Origin of the sequence: Kitasatospora sp. NPDC091257 (genome assembly GCF_044757675.1) — a bacterium.
Lineage (GTDB): Bacteria > Actinomycetota > Actinomycetes > Streptomycetales > Streptomycetaceae > Kitasatospora > Kitasatospora lactacystinica.
Genome location: NZ_JBIVVI010001853.1, coordinates 1 through 1108, shown reverse-complemented (window position 1 = coordinate 1108; position 1108 = coordinate 1). Strand labels below are relative to the sequence as shown.

Sequence of the window (1108 nt, the reverse complement as noted above, 5' to 3'; positions counted from 1 at the left end):
GCAGGCCGGGCGGGTCCCCCGCCGGGTCAGGACGACGCCGGCGACGGCAGGGAACCGAGGGCGAGGACGTCGGCGCGGCCGGCGCGGTGGGCGGTCCCACCGGCGGCGGCCGGCGAGACCGGGTTGCCGCCGGCGGTGCCACCGTCGAGCGGTGCTACGTCTTCCGCAGCTGCGGCGCCGGCACCCCGATCTGCAGTTGCCGCACCCCGTCCCAGGCCGCGCGCTGGGCGGCCGCGACGGCCCGGGTGTCGGAGCCGAGCAGCCGAAGCCAGGCGCCGCTGTCCTGCGGCAGCACACTGACCCCGTACAACAACTCACCGCGACCCTGACCGCAGTCGGCCACGGCCTCGTACAGGGCGTCCGCGATCCGGCCCGCCGGGGCGAGCGGGCTGAGGACGTACAGGCTGGACATCACGTCGTGCCCGGCCAGCACCGCCGGCCCGGCGACCCCGCCGCCCCCGGTCGGCGAGGGCTCCAGCCGCACGGTGTCCAGTGCCACCAACTCGCCGTCCGGACGCCGCACTTCGAGGTCGGACGCGAACACCCGGTAGGCGTTGCGCTCGCCCCGGGCGAGCCGGCCGGCCAGGACGGTCTCACCGGCCAGCACCGTCGCGTCCGGGTCGACGGTGAGGACGGTCCGCTGGTAGAGGCGCGAGTCGACGAAGGGGATGACCGGCTCGGGCAGGTACTCGACGTAGGCGCGCGGGCCCGCCGTCAGGTTGACCAGCTGCGTCGCGTAGTCGTGCTCCATCCGGTAGACCTTGGTGGCCGCCTGAGTGGTCAGGTGGACCGCCGTGTCGGCGCCGCAGCGCAGGTCGGTGCGGAGCCGGTCGGCCTGGAGAATGCCGCCGCCGGTGGACATCAGGAAGGTGACGGCGAGGTCGGGGCGGGCCGGGTCGAAGTACAGCGGGCGCATGATCTGCAACGGCGACTTCTGGTAGTGGCCGATGAGTTCGGTGCGCCCGCCGACCTGCTCGAAGGCCAGCTCCAGCAGCCCGACCTTGCCGGGACGCCCGACCGCGAGGGTGTCGGGCGTCCCGGCGTGGCGCCGGACCTCGTACGGGACGCGGGCCGGCTCGTAGTGCCGGGGGTCGAGCCGGGCCACCCC

At 75.4% G+C, this 1108-nt stretch carries 1 protein-coding gene; it reads right to left on the bottom strand.

The window, feature by feature from the left end:
* Positions 1-154 precede the first annotated feature (154 nt).
* Positions 155-1105, bottom strand: a complete 951-nt coding sequence (locus ACIQOV_RS42465) for an urease accessory protein UreD (RefSeq protein ID WP_401056626.1) — start codon at positions 1103-1105, stop codon at positions 155-157.
* Positions 1106-1108 lie beyond the last annotated feature (3 nt).